The 21,770-nt window shown below is 44.8% G+C and carries 21 protein-coding genes; 11 read left to right on the top strand and 10 right to left on the bottom strand.

Annotated elements, in window-relative coordinates:
- Positions 1-391: 391 nt before the first annotated feature.
- On the top strand, positions 392-1,849 hold the full coding sequence (gene nhaC / locus ACRC6Q_RS11875) for a Na+/H+ antiporter NhaC (RefSeq protein WP_431466599.1): 1,458 nt from the start codon (positions 392-394) through the stop codon (positions 1,847-1,849).
- Between the two features lie 112 nt (positions 1,850-1,961).
- Here the strand turns inward: nhaC and ACRC6Q_RS11870 are convergent, their stop codons facing one another.
- Positions 1,962-2,822: a GNAT family N-acetyltransferase gene (locus tag ACRC6Q_RS11870; protein WP_223635706.1), complete on the bottom strand. Its 861-nt coding sequence runs from the start codon at positions 2,820-2,822 to the stop codon at positions 1,962-1,964.
- Positions 2,823-3,008: 186 nt separating this feature from the next.
- Here ACRC6Q_RS11870 and ACRC6Q_RS11865 point away from each other — a divergent pair, with 186 nt between their 5' ends.
- From ACRC6Q_RS11865 to ACRC6Q_RS11830, 8 genes are all read left to right on the top strand, one after another.
- Positions 3,009-3,809, top strand: a complete 801-nt coding sequence (locus ACRC6Q_RS11865) for an SDR family NAD(P)-dependent oxidoreductase (RefSeq protein WP_431466598.1) — start codon at positions 3,009-3,011, stop codon at positions 3,807-3,809.
- Positions 3,810-3,942: 133 nt separating this feature from the next.
- Complete coding sequence (locus tag ACRC6Q_RS11860; protein ID WP_223635711.1) at positions 3,943-4,509, top strand: MEDS domain-containing protein; 567 nt, start codon at positions 3,943-3,945, stop codon at positions 4,507-4,509.
- A gap of 242 nt (positions 4,510-4,751) precedes the next feature.
- Positions 4,752-6,200 carry an aldehyde dehydrogenase family protein gene (locus ACRC6Q_RS11855; protein WP_431466597.1) on the top strand — a complete coding sequence of 483 codons (1,449 nt, stop codon included), beginning with the start codon at positions 4,752-4,754 and terminating at the stop codon, positions 6,198-6,200.
- A gap of 34 nt (positions 6,201-6,234) precedes the next feature.
- Positions 6,235-7,359: a zinc-dependent alcohol dehydrogenase family protein gene (locus ACRC6Q_RS11850; protein ID WP_431466596.1), complete on the top strand. Its 1,125-nt coding sequence runs from the start codon at positions 6,235-6,237 to the stop codon at positions 7,357-7,359.
- Between the two features lie 140 nt (positions 7,360-7,499).
- Entirely contained in the window at positions 7,500-8,000 is a 501-nt protein-coding gene (locus tag ACRC6Q_RS11845) for an SRPBCC family protein (protein WP_431466595.1), read from the top strand.
- Between the two features lie 28 nt (positions 8,001-8,028).
- Positions 8,029-8,463 (top strand): VOC family protein, encoded by a 435-nt coding sequence (locus ACRC6Q_RS11840; protein WP_223636036.1) that lies wholly within the window; start codon positions 8,029-8,031, stop codon positions 8,461-8,463.
- A gap of 138 nt (positions 8,464-8,601) precedes the next feature.
- Positions 8,602-9,462: a PPK2 family polyphosphate kinase gene (locus ACRC6Q_RS11835; RefSeq protein WP_223635723.1), complete on the top strand. Its 861-nt coding sequence runs from the start codon at positions 8,602-8,604 to the stop codon at positions 9,460-9,462.
- Between the two features lie 287 nt (positions 9,463-9,749).
- Positions 9,750-10,592 carry a YitT family protein gene (locus ACRC6Q_RS11830; protein WP_223635726.1) on the top strand — a complete coding sequence of 281 codons (843 nt, stop codon included), beginning with the start codon at positions 9,750-9,752 and terminating at the stop codon, positions 10,590-10,592.
- Between the two features lie 39 nt (positions 10,593-10,631).
- On the opposite strand, the gene ACRC6Q_RS11825 is transcribed toward ACRC6Q_RS11830, so the two are convergent.
- The 5 genes from ACRC6Q_RS11825 to ACRC6Q_RS11805 all read right to left on the bottom strand — a co-directional run bounded on the left by ACRC6Q_RS11825 (position 10,632) and on the right by ACRC6Q_RS11805 (position 14,683).
- Positions 10,632-11,456 (bottom strand): STAS domain-containing protein, encoded by an 825-nt coding sequence (locus tag ACRC6Q_RS11825; RefSeq protein WP_223635729.1) that lies wholly within the window; start codon positions 11,454-11,456, stop codon positions 10,632-10,634.
- A gap of 89 nt (positions 11,457-11,545) precedes the next feature.
- The gene (locus tag ACRC6Q_RS11820; RefSeq protein ID WP_431466594.1) at positions 11,546-12,763 is read right to left on the bottom strand and encodes an EAL-associated domain-containing protein; all 1,218 of its coding nucleotides are present in this window, start codon (positions 12,761-12,763) and stop codon (positions 11,546-11,548) included.
- 43 nt (positions 12,764-12,806) lie between these two features.
- The gene (locus tag ACRC6Q_RS11815) at positions 12,807-13,184 is read right to left on the bottom strand and encodes a YidH family protein (RefSeq protein WP_223635734.1); all 378 of its coding nucleotides are present in this window, start codon (positions 13,182-13,184) and stop codon (positions 12,807-12,809) included.
- A 396-nt stretch (positions 13,185-13,580) separates the two neighbouring features.
- Positions 13,581-14,426: a DUF4097 family beta strand repeat-containing protein gene (locus tag ACRC6Q_RS11810; protein ID WP_223635736.1), complete on the bottom strand. Its 846-nt coding sequence runs from the start codon at positions 14,424-14,426 to the stop codon at positions 13,581-13,583.
- A gap of 47 nt (positions 14,427-14,473) precedes the next feature.
- Positions 14,474-14,683 carry a DNA-binding protein gene (locus ACRC6Q_RS11805; protein ID WP_431466593.1) on the bottom strand — a complete coding sequence of 70 codons (210 nt, stop codon included), beginning with the start codon at positions 14,681-14,683 and terminating at the stop codon, positions 14,474-14,476.
- 173 nt (positions 14,684-14,856) lie between these two features.
- On the opposite strand from ACRC6Q_RS11805, the gene ACRC6Q_RS11800 reads away from it, so the two are divergent.
- On the top strand, positions 14,857-15,408 hold the full coding sequence (locus ACRC6Q_RS11800; RefSeq protein WP_223635740.1) for an alpha/beta fold hydrolase: 552 nt from the start codon (positions 14,857-14,859) through the stop codon (positions 15,406-15,408).
- A 319-nt stretch (positions 15,409-15,727) separates the two neighbouring features.
- Here the strand turns inward: ACRC6Q_RS11800 and ACRC6Q_RS11795 are convergent, their stop codons facing one another.
- The 4 genes from ACRC6Q_RS11795 to ACRC6Q_RS11780 all read right to left on the bottom strand — a co-directional run bounded on the left by ACRC6Q_RS11795 (position 15,728) and on the right by ACRC6Q_RS11780 (position 19,472).
- Positions 15,728-16,183, bottom strand: a complete 456-nt coding sequence (locus tag ACRC6Q_RS11795; protein ID WP_431466592.1) for a GtrA family protein — start codon at positions 16,181-16,183, stop codon at positions 15,728-15,730.
- A gap of 35 nt (positions 16,184-16,218) precedes the next feature.
- Positions 16,219-17,358 carry a glycosyltransferase family 4 protein gene (locus tag ACRC6Q_RS11790; RefSeq protein WP_223635744.1) on the bottom strand — a complete coding sequence of 380 codons (1,140 nt, stop codon included), beginning with the start codon at positions 17,356-17,358 and terminating at the stop codon, positions 16,219-16,221.
- A gap of 43 nt (positions 17,359-17,401) precedes the next feature.
- Positions 17,402-18,550 (bottom strand): NAD-dependent epimerase/dehydratase family protein, encoded by a 1,149-nt coding sequence (locus ACRC6Q_RS11785; RefSeq protein ID WP_223635746.1) that lies wholly within the window; start codon positions 18,548-18,550, stop codon positions 17,402-17,404.
- A 184-nt stretch (positions 18,551-18,734) separates the two neighbouring features.
- Entirely contained in the window at positions 18,735-19,472 is a 738-nt protein-coding gene (locus tag ACRC6Q_RS11780) for a hypothetical protein (RefSeq protein WP_223635748.1), read from the bottom strand.
- A gap of 213 nt (positions 19,473-19,685) precedes the next feature.
- Between ACRC6Q_RS11780 and ACRC6Q_RS11775 the strand changes: the two genes are divergently transcribed.
- Entirely contained in the window at positions 19,686-21,719 is a 2,034-nt protein-coding gene (locus ACRC6Q_RS11775) for a Na+/H+ antiporter (protein WP_431466591.1), read from the top strand.
- Positions 21,720-21,770: the final 51 nt, after the last annotated feature.

Below are 21,770 nucleotides of genomic sequence, written 5' to 3'. Positions count from 1 at the left end.
AAGCGCTCCAGGCGGATGCTTTCCGCGGACGACGCGCTGAGCCTCCTCGTCGCAAGCTCCTGCGGGGTCTCATCACTCCGTTCTTCCGCAGGAGTCACCGCCTTGCGGTCTTTCTTCTAATCGTCTTCACTAACTGATCAACAGGATATGGAGCAAACCAGCGGAGACTCCCGCGGGCAAGCGAAGTGTCGAAATCCACTCGGGCGTTTAGCCCGAGTTAGTTCGGCGCAAGCCCGTAGGAAAGCGGAGTTGGTTTGTGGAATATCCGTAATTGAAACTCCGTAATTGAAACGTTTTCAATTATAGATTATTAGTTCAACTTATATAGATAGACTATTTTAAATTTTGCTGTAATATAAAAGTAATACATAAAAGTAAGGGGTTACATAGGATGAAAACAAAACAACAAGAGATCGAAATACCTTTTATACTGGCACTGATTCCACTGGTCACGATGATTGCCGCAATGGCGATCACGATTATCGTTTTTGAAGGCAGCCCGCACGTACCACTTGCTTTAGGTGCTATAGTGGCTGGGTTTATCGCCTGGCGACTCGGCTATAAATGGGAAACAATCGAAGAAGGGGCCTATAAAGGAATCCGCTTGGCTCTGCCTGCTGTTCTGATTATTATTGTGGTCGGCATGATCATTGCCTCATGGATTGGCGGCGGCATTATAGCGACCATGATTTACTATGGCCTGCAGATCATTACGCCGTCACTATTTTTGATGACGATCTGCCTCATTTGCGGAATCGTTGCACTCGCAATCGGCAGTTCCTGGTCGACGATGGGGACAATCGGGGTAGCGGGCATGGGAATCGGCATGAGTATGGGAATTCCCGCTGCAATGGTGGCAGGTGCGGTGATATCGGGTTCTTATTTTGGTGATAAGATGTCTCCGCTGTCCGACACTACCAACCTCGCGGCAGGCGTTACCGACACAAATCTATTTGAACACATCAGGCATATGCTGTATACAACTGTTCCAGGCCTGGTCATTGCTTTGGTTGTCTACTTTTTCCTTGGCCGCCAATTTGGCGGATCAGCAATTGATGAAGGGAATATCCAAAGCATTTTAGCAGCATTAGACAGCAATTTTGTCATTTCTGCTTGGCTTCTGCTGGTGCCTGCTGCCATCGTCGTACTTGTGGCATTGAAAGTGCCGGCTTTGCCCGCCCTGGTAGTTGGGGTGTTCCTCGGCTTTATCTGCCAGATTTTTGTCCAAGGCGGCAATGTAGGGGATGCAGTCAATACGCTCCATGATGGTTTTGCAATTGTCTCAAATAATGAAATGGTCGATGAATTATTTAACCGGGGAGGCATCGCTTCCATGATGTTCACGGTCTCACTGACCATTTTTGCGATGGTGTTCGGCGGTGTACTGGAACATACCGGCATGCTGAAAGCCATCGTCACACAAATTTTGAAAGTGGCGAAATCAGCCGGCAGCTTGATTGCCGCTACAATCGTCTCCGCTTTCTTCACAAACGCGACAGCTTCAGAGCAGTACATATCCATTCTGCTGCCCGGCAGAATGTACGCCACGGCCTATCAGGAGAAAGGCTTGCATTCCAAAAACCTGTCACGTGCGCTTGAAGATGGAGGAACTCTGACTTCTCCTTTCATTCCATGGAATACCTGCGGTGTCTTCATCCTGGCAACTTTAGCCGTCCATCCGTTTGCCTACGCGCCTTATGCGGTGCTCAATTACGCAGTTCCGATCATCGGGATCATCATGGCATTGGTTGGCTACAAGGTTCAATTTTTGACAGAAGCTGAAATGGAGCAATTAAAAGTGAAGCAGCTGAGAATCGATCGTGAAAACGAATTGACGGAAAGCGTTTAAGTTCTCGATGTGTTGTGGTTAAAAATGAAAAGCGAGCCTTCCTTTTTGAATTTCAAAAAGGAAGGCTCGCTTTTTGATTTTGGAATGAACCAGAGAAAGCAGGAAGCTGCTTTCAGTTGTGGCGGTCAATACCATACAACAGCCATGGAGAAGGCAGCTCAAAAGGGTGAAGGGCAGGTAATGTATGGACTTGGTCAGGGCTTAAGTCCATCCAGAGCAAGGCCTGTGTTTTTACTTTTTTGCTCAATTGATTTTGCGCCATTGAGACGGTTTCCCAGAAACCCGGCTGCTCCATAAGGTCGTCCCATGGATAAATGGCATGCAGGTAATAATCCCGTTTGTAATCTTTTTTAGCGATCAGCACCCGATCCTTGCGTGGATTTTCAAAGAAAGACCACTGTGCGAGCTCGGCATCCTCAAACAATGCCTCAGAAGCTGGAAATGTGTAGTAGCATTCGTAAGGAAAGACAGCTCCAGTTTGGATATACAAGCGGTCGATCCATGCCTGCTTATGGGGAATCTCCGTGATTTCCGGCCAGACAGGGCTGCCAGCTCCAAGCGAAGAAATATCAGATGAAATGGCACTGTAAAGTGTGGATATTTCTGCAAGTCCCAGTTTATCCATGACGCGCCGAGCAGATATATTCTCCTCTTGCGTGTTTGCACCAATCCATTGAATGGCGGGAAGCTTAAAGGCCTGTTCCATAATATGGGCCATCAATTGCGTCGATAAATTTTTTCCGCGATAGCGAAGGTCGCTGCGCATTCTGCCGAGCATGATGTATTGCTTGGCGAAAATCGTATAACCACCGATGCTTGCCAGTCGGCCATCCAGGAAAAGGCCGTATAAACGGCTGGAACCGTTGGATATCCGCTTATAAACCCGAAGAATGTAGTCATCCTCTATGCCGGTGTCCATTTCTTCCAAATGATGAAGGTCCTCAAGATTCAATTGACGAATAATTTTTTCCATAACCGGACACCCCTTGTTGATGATTAACTGACTACTTGTATTATATGCAGGAAAGGCCTCGATTTGCATGCCTGCTCTTTCCCAACCTCGATAGCTGCTGGTTGTAAAAGAAGGCAGATCCGGAAAATGTTTAGTGGGCGAAAGCAAGAGGGAAAAGAGGGAGCATATTCTAAAGGAGGCTGCGGCATGACTATTTTTTCAACTGAAGCATTAGCTCATAAGCATGTATTGATCACTGGAGCCACTGGGGGCATCGGTATGGAGACAGCAAAGTTACTTGCTGGGATGGGTGCACGGATCACCATCACCGGACGCAACAAAAAAAAGCTGGAAAAATTGAAATGCGAACTGCTTGAACAGATGCCGGAAGACAGACTCTGTATGCAGGAAGCCGATCTGACCAAATCCGAAGATCGAACGCTTCTTATTAAGCGAGCTGAAAATGAATTGGGCTTTATTAACGGGTTGGTGAATTCAGCCGGTATTTCAGGAGGGAAGCTGGTCGAGGAGCTTGATGAACCGTTCATCGAAGAGATGATGAACTTGAATTTTACTTCGACATTCCTGTTGACGCAGGAACTATATCGCAAGATGCTGGAGAAAAAACAAGGGGACATCGTCAACCTGGCTTCTTTGTCGGGGTTGCGTGGAACCTATGGCAACACGGCTTACTCGGCCAGCAAGTTCGCTGTTGTCGGTTGGACCCAATCGATGGCGGTTGAGGCAATCGAACACGGCATACGTGTCAATGCTGTCTGCCCGGGCTATGTAGACACCGAAATGGCAAGAACCAGCCTCCGCAGAAAAGCGCAGAAAAACCAAAGCAGTTTTGAAGATGAACTGGCAAATGCAAAGAAAGACATCCCGTCCGGACGTTTGTCGACGGCTTCTGAAGTGGCGAATACCATTGCTTTTCTACTGACGGAAGCTGCCGGGAACATTGTTGGGGAATCGCTTAAGATTTCAGGAGGCAGTGTTATGAGATGAGGCGGCAATTTGTCTGCTTGACGGGGAAAGGGGCTTTGTATTATCTTTTAGCCTATTTGTTGTGTATAGTAGATAGAGTGAAAAAGACGATTTGCCTATTTTGTAACTTGCCGGATAAAAGGGGAACGACCATTTGGAAAAAGAGATTACAGAGATTCAAGATATTTTACAGACTTCTGAAGGGGCCCATGTTTTTTATTATGTGGAGGAGCTCGAGCGTTATATTGTCAATGCAGCCTCTTATATTATTGCAGGCATCGAGAATGGGGATCAAATCCTCTTCGTTGAGAGCGAGCGCCTTTATCCAAAGATCTTAAAGCGTGTAGAAGAACTTGTTACCCAAGAACAGCTGAAGAACATTCATTACGTCAATAATTTCACGTTTTACTGGCGGAACGGAAATTTCCATCCTCCGACAATCCTTGCCTATTTCTCTGATTTGATCAGTCCATTTATGGAAGAGGAACAGAGCTTCCGCACGTGGGGACATATTGAATGGCGGGACGAAGTGGAAATCATAAAAGATATCAAAGAATATGAATGCGAAATCGAACAGCTTATGCCTCATATCAAAGCTCTTTCGGTATGTGCCTATGATGCAGCCCGTCTTTCCACTGAATTTAAGGAAGTGCTGATGAACTGCCACGGCTTCCTGATGACAGACGAAGAAATTGCACCGATTTCCAAGCAGGATAATTAAATGGCAATACAACTAAAAGAATTTCTTCTCGGTCTCCGTGAAGAAATTCTTTTTTTTATGCGTTACTCGGAAGTTAGCGTAGAGAGCACGAAAAAAGTTAAGGATACTCCCATCTTTTATTGACAGAATATTGACAATTTTTGAAAAGGGCATACTATATTAAGTAACGAGTCCTTGAGGTAAAGCCGGAATTTCCAACAAGAAACCGGGTTTTTGTAACTGAAGAAGGAGGAGAACCTGTAATGATTGAAATCGGAAAATACCATTTCGGTTCCATTATTGATGGTAAGGAATTGCCGAAAGATGGTCGGGATGAAATTGAAGTGATTAATCCTTATAACAATGAAGTAATCGGGAAGATTTCGTGTGCGACTGCTGAAGATGCGGCTGATGCAGTTGCCAGTGCCCATCGTGTTTATACCAAAACCATGAAGAGAATGCCAGCGCATAAGCGTGCAGCGATTTTACGGAAAACGGCTGATCTGCTGGAAATCGATGCCGATGAATTTGCCCATCTACTGTCTTTGGAAGCAGGGAAACCCATCAAGGAAAGCCGTGTAGAAGTAGCGCGTGCGGTGCAGGTGCTGCGTTTTGCTTCGGAGGGTGCCAAATCGATTTATGGAGAAATGATTCCACTGGACAGTGCAATCGGTGGAGAAAATCAAATCGGCATGTCAAAACGTGTTTCTTTGGGCGTAGTGGCAGCCATTACGCCTTTCAACTTTCCACTGAATCTGGTGCTCCATAAAGTCGCCCCGGCGATTGCGGCAGGCAATACGGTGGTTTTAAAGCCTGCAGAGAAAACACCGCTGTCCCCGGTTCTTCTTTACCGGCTGTTCGAAAAAGCCGGACTGCCTAAAGGGGTGATCAATATTGTCATGGGTCCTGGGCAGGAGCTGGCGGAAACTTTGGTGACCCATCCGAAAGTCAAACGGGTGACATTCACCGGCAGCAGTGCTGTCGGCTGGAAAATACATGAAATGGCCAAACGGAAAAAAGTTACCTTGGAACTGGGGTCGAATGCTCCAAATATCATTTTTGAGGATGCGGATCTGGACGTTGCCGTCAATGCCATTGTAATCGGCGGCTTCACATATGCCGGTCAAGCCTGCGTTTCTGCCCAGCGGATTTATGTGCAGGAAGCTGTTTATCAGGCTTTTCTCGAAAAGCTGACAAAGAAAGTGAAAGCGCTTCAAACTGGCGATCCATTGGATGAGTCGACCGATATGGGTCCGATGATCACAGAGGAAGCGGCTGAAAAGGCAGAATCGTGGGTCACGGAAGCTGTCGAACAAGGTGCGACTTTATCGGCAGGCGGCAAACGCCGAGGTACATTGATGGAGCCGACCATTGTCAGTGACGTAACCCCTGACATGAAAGTGGTCTGTACAGAAGTATTTGCGCCGATTGTCAGTGTCATGCCGTTCACTACAGAAGAAGACGCGGTGCACCACGCCAATGATTCGGATTTCGGCCTGCAGGCGGCTGTTTTCACTGCTGATATCAACCGTGCCATGCGGATGGCGGATGCACTTGATACAGGAGGCGTCTGGATCAATGAAGTATCAGTTCGGCGCTATGACCATATTCCATACGGCGGAGTGAAAAACAGCGGCACTGGAAAAGAAGGAGTCAAATATGCCATCGAAGAAATGACGGACGTAAAGTTCATCGGCATCAAACTGTATTGAGTCTTGAAAATTTGATTGAGGAGAGGGTGGGAATATGCAAGTGAGATCAGCGGTATTACGGGAAATTGGGGCTTCAACTCCTTACGAGGAAAGCCAGCCTATACAAATTGAAACATTGGAATTGGATTCTCCGGAAAAAGGGGAAGTGCTGATCCAGATAAAAGCGGCGAGCTTATGCCATTCTGATTTATCGGTGATGAACGGAAGCCGGCCGCGGCCGCTGCCGATGGCTTTGGGCCATGAAGCAGCAGGTGTAATCGTTGAAGTGGGAGAAGGCGTAACCGACTTGGAGCCAGGGGATCACATCGCTTGCGTATTCGTTCCAAGTTGTGGCCAATGCGGCCCGTGCCGGGAAGGGCGTCCTGCCTTATGCGAACCTGGAGCAGCTTCCAATACGGCGGGCACCTTGCTCGGTGGAGGAAATCGTCTCAGCACGGAAACGGAAACCGTCCATCATCATGTTGGTGTATCGGCTTTTTCGGAATATGCGGTGGTCTCAAGAAATTCAGTCGTCAAAGTAAGTAAAGATATTCCATTTGAAAAAGCGGCACTGTTCGGCTGCGCAGTCATCACGGGAGTCGGTGCAGTGGTTAATACAGCTGGGATCAAACTCGGCAGCACCGTGGCCGTCGTGGGCCTCGGTGGAGTAGGACTCAGCGCTTTGCTTGGCGCAATTGCGGCAGGCGCCAGTCGAGTTGTTGCAGTGGACATCAATGAAACCAAATTGAAACAGGCGAAGGAACTAGGGGCAACCGATGTGTTTAATTCCAAAGATCCGGATGTCGTTGAACAAGTACGGAAAGCGACAGGAGGTGGCTTGGATTATGCTTTTGAAACCGCGGGCGTCGTACCGGCGATGGAGGTCGCCTACGCCGTCACCAAGCGTGGCGGAACTACAGTCACAACAGGGCTGCCGCATCCGGAACATCAGTTTTCGTTTCCTTATTTATCGCTGACAGCCGAAGAACGGACCATTAAGGGATCTTATCTGGGCAGTTGCGTACCAAGCCGTGACATACCGCGTTACATGAATCTGTTCCAGGAAGACCGCTTGCCTGTCGATAAATTGATTACGGATTTCATCACATTGGATGAGGTCAATAAAGGGTTCGATATTTTGGCCAAAGGTGAATCATCACGGATCATCATCAAATTTTAACTGTAAAAACTAAATGGGTATAGAGGACTTAAATTGATCAGTCTCTGTATTGACCTAAAAAAAAGGAAGGAGGAAAACTGCCTACGTTTATCAGGCAGCAGAGCTGATTGCTTCAAATATTACGATAAGGAGGATTTAGCATGTCTGCAAACAAGGTCTCTTCAAAAGTCGAGGGATTGGAACTGATCTTGGAAAGGTCTTTTGAAGCACCAAGAGAGCGGGTATTTTCAATGTTTACGGAAGCGGATCATATTGCGCGCTGGTGGGGTCCGACTGGTTGGGACACGACGGTCTACAAAATGGAGGTGGAGCCTGGAGGCGTCTGGCATTACTGCATGCGCTCGCCGGAAGGACAGGAAGCCTGGGGAAAAGCCGTTTATCGTGAAATTGAGCCGCCAAACCGACTCGTTTACGTGGATACATTTTCCGATGAACAGGAAAATGAAGTCGAAGGGCTGCCGACCATGCTGATTACAACGGATTTTTTTGCGGAAGGCACTGGATGTAAAGTTGTTTCTGCTACGAAGTTCGATTCAGAAAAAGAGCTTGAGAGTGTAATCGAAATGGGTGCTGTTGAAGGGATGACCCAAACCTACGACCGTCTGGAGGAATATTTGAAGGAACTGCAGCAGGAAAAATAAATGGGGTTTTCAGAAAGAAGGGGCAATGATGATCACGAAATTGTTTCCTTATTTGAATTTTGATGGGGATGGCCAGGAAGCGGCACATTTTTATACCGAGGTACTAGGTGGAGAATTAGTTGGCGTTATGACTTACGGTGAAGCGCAGGATGCGGAAGACATGCCTGAACAAGTAAAGGATATGGTGATGAACGCACAAATCAATTTGAAAAACGGTGACACGTTAATGATTTCTGACGTTCCTCCGGGAATGGGAATGCCGAATTTTCAAAGAGGCAATAATGTGTCTGTAACTCTATTGTTCGATGAGATCGAAGAAGCACGAAGCGTTTTCAACAAGCTATTGGAAGGTGGAAAAGTCGGCATGGAGTTGCAGGAAACTTTCTGGAGCCCTTTGTATGGCAGTGTGACTGATCGCTTTGGAATCGAATGGCAGGTTTCAGTTGAAGGTGAGATGCAATAGGCGATGTAGAGAAAAACCGTGACCCGAGATGAGGATTGCGGTTTTTTTGCGGTTACTTCTATTCCGATGGAGGGTATGGAAGAAGTAGGCAGTAGGCCACTCAACCCGACTCGTTGAAGTTTATAAAGGAGGAGAATTATGAATATTGACGATTACTTAGTCAAAAAAGATGAAAAGATAAAACTCTCCCATTATCCTGCGAACGTTAATGGTAAATACAATGAACAAGAACTCAAAGAAAAACTGATTCCGGAAAGTGTCAAAAAGCTGAAAGAACTTCATATGAAATTGCATGCCCAAGAAGAGAAAGGAATCATCGTCGTATTACAGGCGATGGACGCAGCTGGAAAAGATGAAGCGATTACATATATCTTTTCGAATTTAACGGCACAGGGACTCAAAGTGACTTCATTTAAAAAACCATCTGAAACAGAGCTGGCCCATGACTATTTATGGCGATTTCAGGAAGGCATGCCTGCCAGAGGGCAAATTGGAATTTTGAATCGGTCCTATTATGAGGAAGTGATTGCTCCGAGAGTCCACGATCTACTTGGGGGTACACCGCTTCCGGATGAATTGATCGATGAAGATATCTGGAACGTCCGTTATCGGCAAATTAATGATTATGAACGGTATATGGTGGAAAATGGATTTCCTGTGGTGAAATTCTTTTTCAATATGTCTTTTGATGAACAGCGTTGCCGATTGCTTGAACGCATGAAAAACCCCGAAAAAAACTGGGAGTTTTCATTTAATGACGTCAAAGAAAGGCAGCATTGGAATGGGTACCAGGAAATCTTTGAAGACATATTGAACAACACATCGACAGAATATGCTCCTTGGTACGCACTGCCTGCAGACGATGAATGGTATTCGCGTTATATCGTTTCAGAGGTCATGGTCAAAGTGTTGCAGCAGCTGAATCCGCAATATCCGGAGATTAAGGGAGAAGAAAAGGAAGAGCTGGAAAAAGCAATTCACCAATTAGAAAAGGAATGAAAATAGAGGGATTCGGAATGTGGATATTCCGTATCTCTTTTCTATTTGTGAACAGCGTGTAAAAAAAAGAAGAAACACTTGCTTTTCCTGCCCCTAAGCTACTATAATATGAAACATTGGTTAACTATAAAAAAGAACAATTTATTCACTTTCCCGTAGTTTTTATTGAAAAGTAAAAGATTACATTATGATAATTGCTCTTCAGGTGACGTGCAGCCGCACGGCCTTTTTTTGTGGTTTGAACAAAATAGAGCAACTAAGGTTTGCCTTAAGAATGGAGTTTGGTTATGAATAAATGGACGAGATTATTGATTATTTTTGTTGCCTCGATTGTCCTTGGCGTTGCATTTAATATGTTTTTATTGCCCCATGAAGTATTGGCGGGCGGCGTTACCGGTATTGCGATGATGCTGGGATTGGTGACCCCTTTGAATGCGGGGATCTGGATGATTGTCCTGAACATTCCTATCCTCGTCGTCGGTTGGATGAAGCTGGGTAAGACCTTCATTGTCAATAGCCTGTTTTCAGTTGTTGTGACATCCGTTTCGATGTTATACATTCCTGTCGTTAAACTGACAGAAGATGCGTTGCTTTCTTCGGTGTTCGGCGGAGTGATTTCCGGAGTGGCCATGGGAATCATCATCCGTTTCTACAGTTCAACCGGTGGCTTTGATGTTATTGGCCTCTTGATGTCGATGAAGCGGGATATTCCGCTTGGAGCCCTTGTTTTTGTACTTAACAGTGCGGTGGTCTTCGTAGCTGGATTTGTATTCTCTTGGGAGCTGGCGATGTATACGATGGCATCCATCTATATTACCGGTCTGGTGATTGACCGGGTCCATACGCGCCACATTAAGCTGAGCTTGATGGTGGTAACGAACCAAGGCGATGCAGTCAAAAATGAATTACTTGATAAACTATACCGGGGCATCACTGTCGTGGACGGCGAAGGTGCATACTCTGCAGCAAAAGTGAAAGTCCTGTATAGCGTGATCAGCCGCCACGAGCTGGCATTTGTGCGGCCATTGATCAAAAACATCGACCCCAATGCGTTCGTCAGCATCAGCGAAACAATGGAAGTCATGGGGAATTTCAGAAAAGACGATAACTTCATGAAGAATCCAGTTTAATAAAAAACCTCTCCAGTTTGTGGAGAGGTTTTTTGCTGCTTAAACAACTAAGTATTCTTTTAAGGCTTGTTGCAGCGTGCCGAATGTCTTTGTTTTTTCATCAAACTTCAAATGTGAATGGATCATTTTGCGGACAACTTCTGCGCGCAGGCCAGTAATGACTGTACTGCAGCCCATCAAGGCTGTGCCATCCATAATTTTCATCAAATGGTGGATGACCTCGGTTTCCATATGGGCGATTCCTGATAAGTCGATGATCAGCGTTTGAATATGCGCGTCACCGATTTCCGTCAGTACTTTTTCTTCAATAATGGATGTCCGCTTCGTATCGACGGCACCGATCAATGGCAAAATGCAGACGGAACTATTGATGGGGATGATCGGAACTGAAAGATTTTCAACCAGTTGACGGTGTGCTTTAAGCAAAGAATCCTTATATGTAGAATAACTGAGGAAAAACGCATTCAAAAACGAATCGACTCGTGTGTTTACTTCTTTCTCCATACGGAAAAAGTCCATGGCTTTCTCTGGTGGAACGGAATGATTGAATTGTTCGATGAAATTCCAGAATGTACGGCGAATAGCCTGCACCCATTCCAGTTTGAAGGAAAGTTCGATGGAATGGGTCGCCCAAGCGATTCCTTCCTGCTGGGCGAATAACTCCAACTCTCTTTCTTGGCCATCGATAATGAAAATAACCAATTTATGGGCATTTGTCACGAGGTCAATATTGCCGATCGATAAAATTTCATCAATTTTATCCTTAACGTTGACTGCTTCATTTAAGAGACTATCTTCAAACTCGATACTATGGGTATCAAAAAAAATTTGCAGTTCCAAAGAGTTTTGCAGGGACTGTGCCATTTCTTTTCTCCTTCTTTCTTCAAATGTATTAACCGGTTAAAGATTTTTATATAGTCTTGATTCCAGCAGAACAAAGCCCGATTTATCGACTACTGAAACAGAAGGTAATCTCTTTCGGAAATAAACTCATGGCTGATATCAATGAACAAATAGCAGTCCTCTGATAAGGGATAGCTGAATGTACGAATCAGTTCACCTGTTTCGATATCCGAATAGATATCTGATAAAATCCCTTTATTCCATGTTTTCATGCGCATCGTATTTTCAAGGAAAAACGGACGGAATGCCCAATGTGAACCGATTTGATCCGGTTCTATTTCCCATTGGCTGCCATGTTTTCTATAATTGGATGACACTTGTAGGCCGTCGCTGTTGCAAATATATAAGCGGAAACTTTCTTCAGTGAATGACTCAGCCACAGCTTCGATAAAATGGTCTGCTGTTTCTGGACCATGCCATTTTGAAATCAACTTCTTCACTTTCTCTTCCCGTCTGGCCGTAAAAGCGTAACGTCCTTCTACCATCGATTTTTCCCGTTGAACAAAAGCCTTGATCTTTTCTCCCACATCACTCGGAATGCAGCCATTCAGCGGCAGTTCGAAATCCGGCTCTGCCAAATAATATCCCTGGTAATAATGGCCGCCGTGTTTCCAAGCGAAATACAATTGGTAATTATCTTCGATATTTTCATAAGAAAGTTTGGCGCCAATACGGCGTGCAAGCCCAGACAAGGTTTGGATGACGTCCTGGAAGACGTCAGGATTGGCATTCCGGACGAAGCTGGTATCAATTTTTAGGATATGAGGCCTGAGTTGGCGGATTCGATCGATATTGGAGCTTTTTGCCCCCACATGATCGACGGCGATTTGGATGCCATAAGTCTTATAGTAAATCAGCAAATGTTCCAGCACATCGAAATCCTGATCAAAATCATGTTCAGTAATTTCGAGCACAATCCGGTTCATGGAGAAGCCTTGTTCTGCGTATACCAGCAAAGTCTCCAGAAAATCTTCACCGCTGTTAATCAGCAATTGCCGGGCATTCCGGTTGATGAACAGCAGACCATCATTGCCGGAGTCGAGCATTTGGCTGATTGCCAGTTTTAGGAGGTGCTGGTCGACTTCAACTTTGTATTCATCCGGCACATCTTCATCATGAAAGAAATCCCCCAAACTGATCCAGGCGCCTTCAAACTGGAAGCGGCCTAAAACTTCGTAGCCGATGACGGTATGTTTGACGGCGCTGATAATTGGTTGAAAAGCGGGTTTAACGTTATGTAAGTTCTCAAGTATATCCAATGGATCCATAATGTGTGCTCCTTTGCTGTAAATCTGTAGGGACAGAGACAGCTTACATAATCATGAAAAAGTAAATGATGACCATGATGATCATGATAGCCAACATAGAAGAAATCAAGGTGATATGCATATTCGAAGGTGTGAAAGTTTCATTGATGATTTGCTGGCGTTTCTTTTTATAGTTTTGAGTTGCTGAAAAAATAACAGTTAAACCGAATATACAGGCAAAGATACCAAGTGCAATAGTAAAGACATCAACTAATGGATTGCGTGTAACGCCCATAGTGAAATGCAGACTGGTCGCCAGAAAGCCAACGCCAACTATTGAAATGACGGTACGGATCCATGCCAGGTAGGTACGTTCGTTAGCAAGATGCTGCTGTGTGTAGATCAGCTGATTTTTTTCTTTTCGATAAGACTGACGCGACATAATTTAATCTCTCCTCCCAGCAGTAATCAGGTCTGGAATTTTCACAATCTGGAATCGAGAAAAGCCTATTGTATTTCCAGTATAAATGAATCAGGAAAAAAAAGAAATTTCGAATAATTTTATAGGTCATTTGCTTCAAGTATAGAAAGAGAGAATATAGGAAGTTAAACTCAAGGGGATGCTGTAGTTCGCGTTATTGATCAAAATCAAAAATGCATGAAAAGCGAACAGATAAATAAGGGAATCGGAAATTAGCAACTTAATAGAAAACCTTTCGTGAAATCATCACTGATTTTACGAAAGGCCTTTTGGGGATCAAACACAACAAAGCCCTACTGAAGCGAGTGAATCGTATCCAAAACAGAAATGTAAAGTTTTCATTCGTGTAACGCAAATTTATTCCACAAGGATATCACCGTTTACGGCCTCTACTTTTAAGAGGGGAAACGTCCCGTCGAATGTGATTCTTTCAGAATCATCTCCAAAAATATCGATAGTTCCATTTGATGCTGTGGCTTCAATAGAACCCTGCATCGGCTTGTTGTCGGTTTGGATGGTAATGTCACCGTTGCTTGCCTTAAATTCGATGGGATAGATCAGGTCGCTAACCTGCAGATCGATACTGCCATTTGAGGAAGTGGCAAGTAAATCATTAAAAGCATAAACATTCTCCAAATGGATATTTCCATTCGCGGAGCTCAATTTCACCATTTGGGCATCACTTTCTTTCACACTGATATCGCCATTCCCTGTGTCAGCAATGAAGTATTTAGCAGAGACAGTGTGTATTTCGATTTTCCCGTTTCCAGTATAAACGGAGACTTCGTAAGGCTCGATTTCTGAGATTCTGAGATTTCCATTGCCACTTTGAATATCCAGGGTCCTGGAATTCACCAGTGGTACATGGACAGTCAATACGGAAGTATCCAGCAATCCTGAATTTAGGAAACTGGAAGTTTCGCTGACCTTTACTGTGAGTTCTGTGCCTTCGAGGCTAGTCGATAAATTGAAATCATCACTGCTTGCGGATAATTCAATAGCGGTGCTTTCGTTTTCGGAAGAGAGTACCGTCACATCCGCATTTTCTGCAGAAATGAAGATGTCCCGGATTTCTTCTTCAAAAAGCATAGTTTCTGAACGCTTGTTCCCTGCGGTAAAGGCGTTGACGAATAAGGCGATTAATCCAACGGCTAAGAGTAAAAAGAAAACGATCAACAAGATGATTCTTCCAGGTTTCCTCATAAGCGATCTCTCCCTTATTATAATTCGACAGGCGGGAACTGGGGTGATTATGATTTAAAACGCATGCCTTGCGCAGCAAGTGTCTCACGCAGAATGCCCAATGCTTTTGGCCCGAAGCCATGCAAGTTGAGCAACTCCTGTTCAGTGACTGAAGTCAAATCCTGAAGTCGATGATAGCCGGCTGCCAGCAACGCTCGTTGTGCCGGCTTTCCGATGCTTCTTGGAAACCCATGCTCCATGTCGGTGTTGTCCGTCATTGAATTCACCCCCTGTCTATAACGTTACGATATCTTTAGATACCTGTAGTTTATCAGCATCGGAGCAGAAAGGGTATGTTTGAAAAACGAAATAACGGAGAAATAGTAAATGAAAATAACTTTAGCGGCAAACTGCTTTTGGCTTCGGGATGAACTAAAAGGAGGCGGTTGCAATGGCGCAGCAAATTTTATTCATTCACAGTGCCGGCCCTCAAGGAGAACAACAGGGAAGCGCGGGGTTGGTGCAGTATTTGCAAGATGAATTGGGATCAGCTTATGAGGTGCATGCTCCAAAAATGCCGAACCCGGAAGATCCACAGTACGCGCCGTGGAAGGACGTATTAAAAAAAGAGATTGCAGCTTTGGATGATGGAGCGGTATTGGTGGGACATTCCATAGGGGGCTCGGCTCTATTGAAGTTTTTATCGGAAGAGGAGCTTGGAAAGTCATTTGCCAAAGTCATTACGATTGCAGCACCTTTTTGGGGAATCGATGCGGATTGGCAACTGGAGGACTTTACGCTGGCAGAGGATTTTGTGTCCCGAAATTCACTTTTACCTGATGTTGTTCTTTTCCACAGCACCGATGACGAAATTGTACCTTTCAAACATCTTGAAAAGTATAAAGAAAATTTGCCGAGTGCAACAGTAAAGGAACTGTCAGGAAGCGATCACGTATTTCAGAATGGATTGAAAGAATTAAAGGAAGAGATTCTGAAGGACTAAGAAGACACACGCGCTATTATTGTTCGATAGCGCGTGTATTGTGATCTCTAGAAAAACAGCAGATTCAGCAGAATCGTCAAGATAATTGAAAGTATGATTGAAATGAGCAGACTGCCCATACAGGAAATTCGCATAACCATCCCACCTTTTTGAAGATAATATCAATTACCCGAATCGCAAAGAAGTTTAAACCCTTTGGTGCAGGATGGGGATGCCTATATATATTAATGAGCCTTAGGAATTCTGTTTGCTGACTGGATGCATAAGACATGAAAAAGCCTCTCCAACAAAAAAAGCTTTGATGAAGAGGTTCGTTATTCTACTTCTGCTGCTTACGGCGTTGATCGTCTTTGAATACGAGGTATTTGATCATGAGGAAACTGGCTGAAAATGAAGCGAACATTGCCAATCCTTTTGCCAGGTTATGACGAATCCAAGCAGGCATGCCAATGAATTGAAACAGCAAATTGAACCCCAGGAAAACGCCATTATTAATGAACAGGCTAAACAGGGCTTGCAGAAAAAAACCGAAACGCTGTTTGGTGGTGCCTCTAGCCGTATGGCGAAAAGTAATCATCGAATTCCATATATAACTATTGGCCACTGCCAGGCTATAGGCAATGGTATTGAATAGAGTCAATGTAACGCTGTGATCAGTCGGATGCAGCAGCAACAGTAAATTGAGCGAACCAATATCGACAGCTGCATTGGAGATGCCGATCACTGTAAATTGCAGGGTTTGAACAGGAGTCCGCCGTTTTTCGCTGTTCTCCATAGCATCCCTCTGTTCTCCGGACAATCCGGATTTTCTTATTCAGCAGCCTGAAAAGATTCCGCCGCTTTTGCTTCGGCTATCTGGCTGTATAAATCCCGAATTTGTTCCGCGGCAGCCGCCCATCCCAGGTCGGATACGTCTGCGGCTGCCTGCTGTGCGAGTTGTTGCCGGAAGCTGGAATCCTCAAGCAGACGGACGGTGTCTTTGAAACTTTTGGGATCTTTTGAATCATAGAGCAGACCGTTTCTTCGATCTGTAAGCTGTTCTTTTGTGGGGCCGCTTTCTGCCGCCACTACCGGCAGACCTGAAGCCATGGCCTCCATAATGACCAAACCCAGCGTTTCAGTTGTGGAAGGAAAGACAAAGGCATCTGCTGAAGCAAAAGCTGAAGCCAGTTCATCCCCGTGTATAAAGCCGGTAAACACTGTCCGTGTATCCTTGAAATGTTTTTCGAGTTCTTTTCGGTGAGGGCCATCTCCTACTATTGCCAAACAAAATCGATTCGATTCCGTTAAAACATCTCGGATTTTTTCGATTTCCTTTTCAGCGGCCAAACGCCCCACATAAAGAAGAAGGATTTTATCTTTTTGTCCACCACTTAAACGGGTACGCATTTCAGCTGTGTAATGTCTTGGATGAAATTGCTCCGTATCAACACCGCGCTTCCATACCTGCATCCGTTCAAACCCTTTTTCTGTCAATTCCTTTAAAACAGTCTGCGAAGTGCATAAGTTGAGATCTGCTTTATTATGCATTTTTTTCATGAACCACCACATCAGCCAATTCAACTTGCCAAGCTTGTAATAGGACATATATTGAGGGATATTCGTGTGGTAAGAAGCAATCAACGGTATGCCAAGGTTTTTAGCATAATTCACGCCTGAATAGCCGACAACCGCAGGGTTGACGACATGAACGATATCCGGCTCGAAGTCGGCCATATATTTCTTCACCAGGCGGTTCGGAAAAGCGAATTTTTTGGAGCGGTAAAAAGGAAAAGCGTATGCAGGAACACCTTGGACAATGGCTCCGTCATATTCTTTCACACCCAATTCCGGGGCAATAATCCGTACTTCATGTCCATCCCGATGAAGCCAGCGGATACAAGCTGTCAGTCTAGTAACGATGCCGTCGGTAGAGGGCAAGAAAGTCTCAGTGACGATCATGATCTTCATCGAAACAACTCCCTACGTAAAAGTTCAATGGATCAACCGCTACTTATTTCCACGTCACGGTTGGCAGGACGTTTTCTTTGATGACACGATCTTTATGTTTAATAACGGTTTTTAAAATTTCACGTATGACATTCTCGGTCAATAAATGAGGTTTTAATCCCAAATCCAATAAATTGGTGTTAACAGCCTCGTAGAAATGCTCTTCTTTTTCCACCCTGGGATTTTCCAAGTGGGAAAGTCCGATAGTCAAGCCCTCGTCTGCTGCTACTTTCTGGACCATCTGCGCCAGTTCCATTACTGAAAACTCTTCCGTGAACTGATTGAATACACGGAATTCACCTGAGTCAGCTGGATTTTCAACCGCAATTTCTATACAGCGAACCGTGTCTTCGATATTCAGGAAGCCGCGTGTCTGGCCGCCTTTTCCGTAGACGGTTAAATCAAACCCGATGGCTGACTGGATGATAAATCGGTTCAATGCAGTTCCGAACACGGAATCGTAATCCAGCCGATTGGCCAAAATTGGATCCAGCTCGGTTTCTTTTGTCGATAGCCCGTAAACGATTCCCTGGTTCAAATCGGTTGCGCGAATCCCCCAAACCCTGCAGGCAAACATGATGTTGTGGCTGTCATGGACTTTGGAAAGATGATAATAGGACCCGGGTTGCTTAGGAAATGGCAGCCGATCTTTGCGGCCTTTATGTTCAATATCCAAATAGCCTTCTTCGATTGGAATATTGGGTGTCCCGTATTCGCCCATGGTTCCGAGCTTAATCAAATGGCAATCGGGAACAATATCCTTTATGCCATAAAGAACGTTCAATGTTCCGACCACATTATTAACCTGTGTATAGACCGTATGCTCACGGTCGATCATGGAATACGGAGCAGATCGCTGCTCTGCAAAATGGACGAACGCGTCAGGCTGTTCTTTTTCAAGGACGCTTTTCAGGAAATCAAAATCCTGAAGATCGCCTTCATATGTACGTATTTCTTTGGCAGTCAGTTCATGCCATTTAGCCACCCGTTCTTCAAGGCTGGCGATGGGTGTGAGTGAGTTTGATCTCAGTTCTTCGTCAATCTGTCTTCTGACCATGCTGTCGATGATGGACACGTCATGTCCTTTTTGAGATAAATGCAAGGCAGTGGGCCAACCACAAAATCCGTCTCCACCTGCTACAATAATCTTCATCAGATATTCCCCCATTCCAGCGATTTGTTTCACTTTGCCTATTTTTCTGTCAAAACAACTCATACTATTCATTAATAACAGACTTTTTAGAATATTGCATATATCTTTTGTACCACTTTAACATATAAAATAAACCTGCCCCCGATAGCACAGCCATTAGTCAGTAATGGCAAGAGCCAGCTTTTTACAAAATGAGCTGCAGCAGGATAGTAATGAAGGCAAGGCCCGCAAGGAAAGAGGGATAACTGCTGTTTTTTTCAACCGGCAGTTCATCATTTAAAATATTCAGGATGACGCCTCCTGTGAGAAATGCGGAAAAGAAAGCGATATTCAGCTCGGTAGTTTCAGTGTAATTGTAAAACAACCAGCCCACCAGCACTGCAGCTGCCAATATCCAACGGCCGATATTGGTATATAAATCTTCATGGGTCAAGTGTAGTACACGATTGTTGGCGATAAAATGAAATGAAAAGACAATAAAATAGATGAAGTAATCGGCGAGCTTTTCACCGCTTAAATCCACCAGCAAGTAGCCAATGAGCATATTGTATAAAGAGAAGGAAACAATCTCAAGTGCAAATACCGGCTTGCTAGGCCGGGTGATGTCTTTTTCCTTTTCATTTTTCTCTTGGGATTTATCGTTTAGTTGGCTGATCCCATAGAAAAATGCAATGCCGGCCAGCGTCACTAAATAGGTGACGAAATCGAGGCTTTCCAGCCAAGAAGCCAATTGAGCTTCTTCAGCCACTTCCTGGTAATGCGTCAATTCGGGAACCAGATGCAGAAAGACATAAGCGATTGAACCTCCCGAGACGAATGACATTAGCCGGTTCTTAGGCTTCCGGTCCAAAAATTTGATGTAATTCGTAAATATATGAATAATCATAAATCCGATGATAAATGCCAGACTGAGATAGAACATGACGGCACCTCCTGATGTCAGTTAAAAAGAGTATACCCGAATCTTTTGATCCAACCTCTTTTTCTTACAGAAAAAAAGAGGTGGAATGCAGCATATCCAAGCAGGGTTTTAAATGAAATAAATCAGAAAAAGCATACTCAGAAGATGATTTTGGGTATACATGAATTACTCATATGGAAAGAATTCGCGCCAGGAGCAGAATGGAGAACAGCCATGGACTTATTGCTTACGATTTTTCTTTTGTTGATTTGCCTATTGATATCCAATGTTGTGAGCCATTACATCCCTTTTATCCCGACTGCTTTAATCCAGATTGCCCTCGGTATTGTCTTGGTGTTGCTTTATCAGGACATTTCTTTTGATATCGAAACGGAATGGTTCTTGCTGCTGTTCATCGCACCGCTGCTATTCAATGACGGCAGCCACTTTCCAAGGGAAGAACTGTGGCGGATGAAAGGACCCATTTTGGGCAATGCCATCATTTTGGTGCTGCTGACGACTGTTGTGGGAGGATACTTTATCCACTGGCTGATAGAGGAAATTCCTCTCGCGGCTGCATTTGCTTTAGCGGCTATCCTGTCTCCGACAGATCCTGTGGCGGTCAATGGCATCGCGCAGCGCATCCGGATTCCCCAGAAGGTGTTGAGTCTGGTACGGGGAGAGTCCCTGATTAATGATGCGTCAGGTCTTGTGGCGTTCAATTATGCTGTAGCCGCTGTGGTCACCGGTTACTTTTCCTTATCAGAAGCCGTATTGGATTTTTCATATAAATTTGTGGCGGGCGGACTGTTGGGGCTGACTTTGGGCTTATTGATCATCGGGATTCGTCTGGTCTTGCGAAAGCAGGGAATAAATGATGTTACCTTCCACACCTTACTGCAGATCATGACACCATTTTTGATTTTCATTGTTACAGAAGACATTCTGCACGCCTCCGGAGTTATTGCAGTAGTGGTCGCCGGAATCGTCCACGCGCTGGTAAGGGAGCAGACAGAGACTTTAATTGCCGAAGAACAGGTTGTAACAGAAAATCTTTGGACAATCATCATCTTTATATTGAATGGGATCGTCTTTTTATTGTTGGGTCTGAATATCCCGACTTCGATGAGCGGAGTTTTGGAAAATCCAAACACCAGCCTGTGGCTAATTTTTTCCTATGTTGCCGCTATTGGCATCATGATTCTGGGAATCCGGTTTATTTGGGCATATCTGTTCTCTGTGTATGAATTCCGCTTCGGCAAAATGGAAGAAGCGGCAAAGCCGAGCCTGAAATTGACTTTGTACGTCAGCTTGACAGGGGTACGCGGAACAGTAACGATGGTAGGTGTATTGTCGCTGCCGTTTCTCATGGACAATGGAGAAGCTTTTCCGAACCGATCACTTATTCTTTTTCTGGCAGCCGGAACGATTCTCTTTACATTGATTGTGGCGACGATTTTCCTCCCAATGCTCAGTAAAGGACAATTGGCCGACGGTGAAGATACGTTGAAGATGGATTTGGAGGAGGCACGGAGGCGGATACTGCTGGCCTCAATTAAAAAAATAAAATCCGAAATTACGGAAGAGAATGAAGCCGCCGCTTATGAGTTGATGGAAGAATACAAATTACGTTTCCAACAAATTCAGCCGGAAGAAGATACGGCCGCCCAGGCAAATAAAAAATATCAGCGCAAGATGCGGGAAGTCCGGTTAAAGGCGTTAAGGCTTGAACGCAAATACATCCAGGAGCTTTATCGCAAAAAAGAAATGAAGCAAGAAATATACGAAGCATTCGAGAAATCTCTGGACCGCCGTGAAGAAGTACTTGCCAATAATACGCGTTCTACCATGCTGTATCTGCAAGGGAAACTGATCAGGGCATGGAGACGTTTCAGAGGACAAAACCTAAAAGAAGAAGAAACACGTCTGATTGAATTTCAAGAAGGGCGTGAAATCCAGTTGGAGGCTTTGCAGTCAGCTCTGCTGGGGCTCGAAAACTATGCAAAGAAATACGAGCCGAAAGAAATTGTGGAAGCCGTCGTTTCGGATTATAAGCAGATGGTCAGCCGATTAAAAACACCGGAAGCCTTGTATGATGAAAAATACGAATTACAGAAAGAGGAATTGCGGGTCATTGTGATGGATATGGGACGATCTGAAATTTATAAGATGTATGTAGCCGGAGATGTTACGAGAGAGCAGTCGAAAGAACTTAGACGCTACATCCATTATATTGAAAGTGTGACTTTGCACGAGACCAGTGAGTAGTGAGGCCATCTGAACTTCTGTTTCCAGTACTGAAAACATACAAAAACAGAG

Origin of the sequence: Planococcus sp. SE5232 (assembly GCF_050686535.1) — a bacterium.
GTDB lineage: Bacteria > Bacillota > Bacilli > Bacillales_A > Planococcaceae > Planococcus.
This window is presented reverse-complemented; position numbering and strand designations above follow the sequence as displayed.